This window comes from Acidithiobacillus ferriphilus, from assembly GCF_018854775.1.
Lineage (GTDB): Bacteria > Pseudomonadota > Gammaproteobacteria > Acidithiobacillales > Acidithiobacillaceae > Acidithiobacillus > Acidithiobacillus ferriphilus.
The window spans coordinates 1-6,094 of sequence record NZ_JAAZTY010000145.1 but is presented as its reverse complement, the minus strand read 5'-3'; the positions used below and the strand labels follow the sequence as shown (position 1 = coordinate 6,094).

Sequence of the window (6,094 nt, the reverse complement as noted above, 5' to 3'; positions counted from 1 at the left end):
CCCGCCTGCATTGCACTATAAGGAAAGCTCCTTCCCTATGGAAATCTGTTCACAGCACATGATCCAGCAATCGCGCCACATGCGGGCTCATCAGTCCACAGGTTCGTGGCGAGCAGTGGCGGTATTACCCTGCCTTTAACCGTTTGCTGATCATCTTTTGGGCTACGCCACCAGTCACTCATCAGTCGAGAAAATGCCGAAGGTGGGCATGTGGGATGGTATCGAAATATTTTTGAGTATCGACATCCAACATTCACCACCGTAGCCCTGGGTCACGAAAGCCGTGCGCGGGTCGTGGAGTGTCATGACCGAAAGGGGTCGAGGCTCTTGTGGAGCATTACACGACATGATTAGGCACCTATCGCCTCGCCGTGCCGCTGATCTGCTGTCGATTGCAAGACCTTCGAGATCCTTCCATACTCCCGCGAAACAGCTTGTCTCGGCCTTTTGCTTGGAAGGCTCGGTGGAGGTCCAATGAACGATTTGCCGATCTACCTCGACTGCAATGCCACCACCCCGATAGACCCATTGGTGGCACTGGCCATGCAGCCGTGGTTAGGGAAACATTTCGGTAATCCTTCTTCCTCGCATCCTTATGGCAAGGAGGCGAAGGCGGCAGTGGAAACGGCGCGGGCGGAGGTGGCGGCGCTGATCGGTGGGCGGCCAAGAGATATGATCTTCTGCGGCAGCGCCACGGAAGCCAACAACCTAGCAATTTTCGGCGTAGCGCGGGCCTTGCGGGGGAATCGGCGCCACTTGGTCACATCGGCGATCGAACACCCCTCGGTGATGCAGCCCATGCGCTGGCTGGAAGCTGAAGGCTGGGAGCTCACCGTGTTGCCGGTGGACGGCACGGGCCGCGTGCGGATGGAGGCGACGGCGCAGGCTATCCGCCGCGACACAGCCCTGGTGTCCGTGATGCTCGCCAACAACGAAACAGGGGCAATGCAACCCGTCTCGGAAATCGCCGCCCTCGCTCATGTCCACGGCGCACTCATGCATGTGGATGCCGCCCAGGCGGCAGGCAAGATCCCGATCGATGTCCATGATCTCGGCACCGACCTCCTCACTCTGGCGGGGCACAAGTTCCACGCGCCCAAGGGCGTGGGCGCGCTGTATGTGCGGGCAGGAACGCCCATTTTGCCGATCATGGCCGGGGCGAACCACGAACGGGGCCTGCGCCCTGGGACCGAGAACGTGCCGCATATCGTGGCCTTGGGCACGGCAGCCCGGCTGGCACAGGAACGGTTGGTTCGGGAAGCAACACGACTGCATGCATTGCGGGACGCCTTGCATGAACGGCTGGTTATCGCCATTCCCGGCCTGCTGCTCAACGGCCATCCTACCGAGCGCCTGCCTAATACCCTTAATCTCTCCTTCCCCGGCGTGGCTGGCTGGCAACTCCTCGCCGCCACCCCGGAGATCGCCGCATCCACGGGCTCCGCCTGTCATGCGGGTGGCCAAACAGTGAGTGATGTCCTGGCGGCGATGTCTGTGTCCCGGGAGCAAGCCTTGGGGGCGCTGCGTTTAAGTCTGGGCCGTTTTACCACTGAGGCGGAGATCAACGGGGCGGCAAACGCCCTGATCAACGCCTGGCGTGACCTGACGAGCACGGCGGGCAGATGATGGATGCCCTCGCCTATGCAGGCCCTCGCCGTCGTCGAAGCCACAGGCCTCCTGCCGGATCGCGTGGTCGAACTTCCTCCTTATCATTACGGTGCGTTTTTTCAGCTTCCCGAATAAGGGGAAAAACGGGCGTGGTCCATCTGTATCCAGACCATGCCTTTTTATAGCAGGTTCAGTTTCAGGAGGTTTTAAATGGAAATGAAAACATCGGAAGGTCAGACAGAGAGCCCCCAGGAAGCCGCACCGTCGAAAGAAGGTGGTGGCCAGGGCTCCGTCAAAGTCGCCCGATATGAAAGCAATGGCTGGCTACTTTGACGGAGCCCTAATTACACCCCCTAAGTACGAAATACCGCCTCCAGACCGCCATGCTCAATTTTCTTCCACCTGAATGGGGTGCCTTATGAAGAAACAAATCACTGTTGTAGGCAATGGATTCGCGTCCATGTTTTTCATTGGCTACTTTCTTGCCATCCCCGCCTTTCCCATCATCGCGTATTTCTTTCGAAGGATATATTCCCGATACGACATTACAGTCATCGGAAATGGTAAATTCATTTACTTTCCGGCAATTCCTGAATTTATTACGAAGAAACGAAACAAAGCAGATATCACTATTGATATTCGTCCATTCCTTAGGCGGCGAAGCATTCGCTTTATTGAGGGTGTGGTTATCGATATACAAGATGGTGGACGGACTGTGATTACCCATGACGGAGAATATAGGAATGACTATCTATTTATTGGCATAGGGCCAGCCTTTAGGAAAGACGATATTCCTGGAACAGAAGACTACACATATTCGCCATGTTATGGTCCTGATGACATGGATGGATTTGTAAAAAAACTGGAATCCCTGAGTGGTGGTGTCATATATGTCGGTTATAAGATTAACCGGAGGGACGGTTTTGTTGCCGGACGTCCCGGCCCCATGTATGAATGCGCCTGCCTCTTGGACTACGCCTTGAGAGAAAGAGGGGTAAGAAATAATTTTGAGATTCATTTCTTTTCCCCAGATAGAAGTCCGGGAGAGAAAGGTGCGATAACCGATCGACTGCGTGAGCGCGGGATTATCCTTGACGATGGATATGAGCCAGTAGAATTTTTAGATGGAGGGATGGCTGATAAGGATGGCACGTTTAGGAAGGCCGATTTGGTCCTCTATTCCCCTGAAATAACGGGACCATCGCTTGTGCAGAAGTCATGCCTTCCCATGTCCATTGGAGGCCACATTGATGTGGATAAATATGGGCAAGTAAAGGGACTGCCTCATGTTTTTGCCGCGGGAGATTGCGCTAATCACGAAAACCCACCGCCATGGGTGCCGCATCAAGCCCATATGGCCCAACTTCGAGCTAGCGCAGCGGCAAAAAACATGAAAGCGGTTTTAAGTGGCAAGAGACCAGTGAATCTTTATAGACAGGAGCTTTCCTGTATACTGGACATGAAAAATGACGCCATGTGGCTACACAGATCGGAGGATGGTAGACCCCCATTTCGAAATGTCTTTCCGCGACGTTCGAAGAATTTGATTTTTGTAAAGGAAGCATTTGAACGGATATTTTTGTTCTATCTTCGGTATTTGTAGTCGCGCACCGCCATTCGGGAACCGCATCCAGCGTCATGCGCTTGCTCAATTATAAGAGGCTGATTATTAACGGCCCTAAAAATTCCGCAGATTTTGGCTTGCAACCCCTTTAAGTTCTGTTTTCTGCGCGGGGTCAGTGTATTGTGGCGACAAGGTTTACGAGTGCCTCTGAATGGTTCGGGTTAGCGGTAAGCGCCTGTTGAAAAGCGGCTTCGGCTTCCTCTAGGCTGGAAAACAGCGCCTGAGAGTGTCAAGTTTTGACCAGAAATCAGCGTCAAGTTTGTTCACCTTTGATCAGATCAAGAATTTAATGTTTATGTTTTAGTCCATAGAGTTACGAAGCGTTATAACACTCCATAGGTGGCAAATGTCTGGTGCTGACGCATGGTCAATGGCTGACGCTGATTGACAAAGAAGAAACTTTATGCCCGTCCGCAGCCTGTGGAGATGGATAACCGCTACTCGCTTGCGGTGTGTGAACCGTCCAGATCAACTGAAGAGACCATCGGCGAAATCAGCGAGGGCGTGGACATTTCCACTTTGCTGCGCCTAGCTGAGGACGGGCTATTGCGATGGCTAATCCATCACGAAATTTACTCACCCATCCTTTGTAGCAACAGTGCGCCACCTTGCTCAAGTCAGCTGTAATCCGCCCGTACATTAGATTCGATCATAGCTCATGGCCATTAGCTAGTGAGCACATCGGCTACTCGGTGGCCAGCGCACTCGGCCTATGGTGGGTGACAGCGATCCTGCCTGCGTTCGGGGAAGCTCTGAACAAGCGACATGCTGGCTGCTTGCCGATCCATGCGCTATGCGGTGAGCCGAACCCTCTGGAGGAGCTTGGCGTTGATGGCGACGATCACCGTGGAAACGGACATCAGGGCCGCCCCCACCGCCGGGGAAAGCACCAGGCCAACGCTGTAAGCAACCCCGGCAGCAAGAGGGATCGCCACGATATTGTAGCCGGCACCCCACCACAGGTTCTGGATCATCTTGCGATAGGTCGCCCGGGAAAGTTCCAGGATGGCCACCACGTCTCGGGGATCGGAGCGGACCAGCACGATGTCCGCCGACTCGATGGCGACGTCCGTGCCCGCCCCGATGGCGATCCCGACGTCCGCCTCCACCAGGGCGGGCGCGTCGTTGACACCGTCGCCGACCATGGCCACGCGCAATCCCCGCGCCTTTACCTCCTTGATCTTCTCCGCCTTTTGTCCAGGGAGCACTTCGGCGAAATAGTCGTCCAGCCCCATTTCCTGGGCCACCCAGCGGGCCACCGCTTCCGAGTCGCCGGTCAGCATCATCACCTGCACGCCCATCCCCTTCAGCCGTGCTAGGGCTTCCCGCGACTCCGCTCGAATGATGTCGGCCAGCGCGACAGCCCCCGCTGGTTTTTCGTCGACGAGCAGGTATATCACCGTTTTGCCCTGGGATGCCAAGGCCGCGATCCGCTCATCGCTGACATCAAGGCCATGCTCCTTGAGATAGCCGGGGCTTACAACTTTCACATTGCGGCCATTTACAACGGCTTGTGCGCCCTTGCCGGGGATGGCCTTGAATTCCTTGGGAGGCTCGAAGCCGATGTCCTTCGCTTTGGCATATGCCACGATGCCGGCGGCGATGGGGTGCTCCGACTGGCTTTCGAGGGCCGCGGCAAGCCGTACGACCTGATCTTCGGCGTATCCGCCCAGCACGACCACATCCGTGACGCCAAACCGTCCCTCCGTCAAGGTCCCGGTCTTGTCGAACACTACCGCCTGCAGTTGGCGCGCCCGCTCAAAAGCAGACCGGTCCCGGATAAGCAGCCCATGCTGCGCCGCCATGGCGGTGGACACGGCAACGACCAGCGGAATCGCCAGGCCCAGGGCATGGGGACAGGCAATCACCATGACGGTCACCATGCGGGCCAGGGCAAACTCGAAGTGCTGGCCAAGGACCAGCCAAATGGCAAGGGTAAGCCCCCCGACGCTCAACGCGGTAAGGGTCAGCACCAGGGCCGCGCGGTCGGCCAGGTCCTGAGTCCGGGAGCGGGACTCCTGCGCCCGGCGCACCATCTCGATGACCTGTGCAAGATAGGTTTCACTGCCGGTCTTGTGGACCTCGACGGTGATACTCGACTCGCCGTTAACCGAACCGCCGATAACTTCGTCGCCGTCCCCCTTCTCCACGGGCTGGCTTTCGCCGGTGAGCATGGCCTGATTGACGGTGGTTCGCCCTTCGACGATACGCCCGTCCGTAGGAATTTTTTCGCCGGGCTTCACCAGCACCCGGTCACCGCGCTGCAGATTGGCGACCGGCACGTCTTTCATGCCCTCCGGGGTGACGAGATGGGCCTCGGATGGCATCATTTGCACCAGTTTTTCCAGTGCGCCGGAAGCCCCCATGACCGATTTCATCTCGATCCAGTGGCCGAGCAGCATCACATCGATCAGCGTGGCAAGTTCCCAGAAGAACACTTCACCCTGAACCCCGAACACGACGGCACTCGAGTAAAAATAGGCCACGCTGATGGCCAGGGCGATCAGCGTCATCATGGCTGGCTTGCGGGTTTCGAGCTCGGCAAACAGCCCCTTCAGGAAGGGCCAACCGCCGTAGAAATACACCCCGCTCGATAGCGCGAAAAGCACATAGGACGACCCCGTAAAGGCGAGAGCAGCCTCCAGCCCCAGCAGATGCTGGATAAGCGGCGACAAAAGGAGGATAGGGATCGTCAGCACCAGCGATACCCAGAACCGCCGCCGAAAATCGGCGATCATGGCGCCATGGTCATGACCGCCATGCATCCCGGCGTGGCCAAGAGCGGCGGGGTGCATATGGGCGTGGAAATCGGGGTGGGCGGTTTCTATCTCGTGTTCCTGATGTCCTGAATGGTCCATAGAA

Annotated in this window: 4 protein-coding genes; 3 read left to right on the top strand and 1 reads right to left on the bottom strand. The window is 56.8% G+C overall.

What is annotated here, in order from left to right; genetic code table 11:
• Positions 1-474: 474 nt before the first annotated feature.
• The 3 genes from HF921_RS10290 (at position 475) to HF921_RS10285 (ending at position 3,211) form a co-directional block, all read left to right on the top strand.
• Entirely contained in the window at positions 475-1,626 is a 1,152-nt protein-coding gene (locus HF921_RS10290; protein ID WP_126604083.1) for a cysteine desulfurase family protein, read from the top strand.
• A 192-nt stretch (positions 1,627-1,818) separates the two neighbouring features.
• Positions 1,819-1,941: a hypothetical protein gene (locus HF921_RS13445; protein ID WP_010642694.1), complete on the top strand. Its 123-nt coding sequence runs from the start codon at positions 1,819-1,821 to the stop codon at positions 1,939-1,941.
• A gap of 85 nt (positions 1,942-2,026) precedes the next feature.
• A complete protein-coding gene (locus tag HF921_RS10285) occupies positions 2,027-3,211 on the top strand; it encodes an NAD(P)/FAD-dependent oxidoreductase (RefSeq protein WP_010642696.1) in 1,185 nt (394 codons plus the stop codon).
• Positions 3,212-4,023: 812 nt separating this feature from the next.
• On the opposite strand, the gene HF921_RS10280 is transcribed toward HF921_RS10285, so the two are convergent.
• Positions 4,024-6,094, bottom strand: a 2,071-nt coding sequence (locus HF921_RS10280) for a heavy metal translocating P-type ATPase (RefSeq protein WP_226834457.1), incomplete at its 5' end; no start/stop codon positions are given.